1 pseudogene is annotated in these 254 nt (G+C 42.1%); it reads right to left on the reverse strand.

The features are described from left to right. Positions 1-254: pseudogene (locus SCA31_RS24500) on the reverse strand (ribosome assembly cofactor RimP); the annotation flags it as partial.

A 254-nucleotide genomic window follows, 5' to 3' on the forward strand; every position in this document is an offset into this window, starting at 1 on the left:
TTGTCTACTTTAGACAGTTCACCCTCAATCTCAGAAGAATCTGTAAGTAAAACTTCGATGTCTCTTCCTAGATTTTTATTGAATTGTCTTGGAGTTGCCAATGGTTCGCTTAATCCCGCAGACATCACCTGTAAGCTGAAATCATGTTCTTCGCGATCCATATTGAATTCTATTGCACGACTCGCATCAAGGCAGTCTTGCAAAGTAACTCCGCTGTCTCCATCCAAAATCACCGTAATATCATCCCCTGCCGA

Origin of the sequence: Chryseobacterium sp. SIMBA_028, assembly GCF_046535285.1 — a bacterium.
In the GTDB taxonomy this organism is placed as follows: Bacteria; Bacteroidota; Bacteroidia; order Flavobacteriales; family Weeksellaceae; genus Chryseobacterium.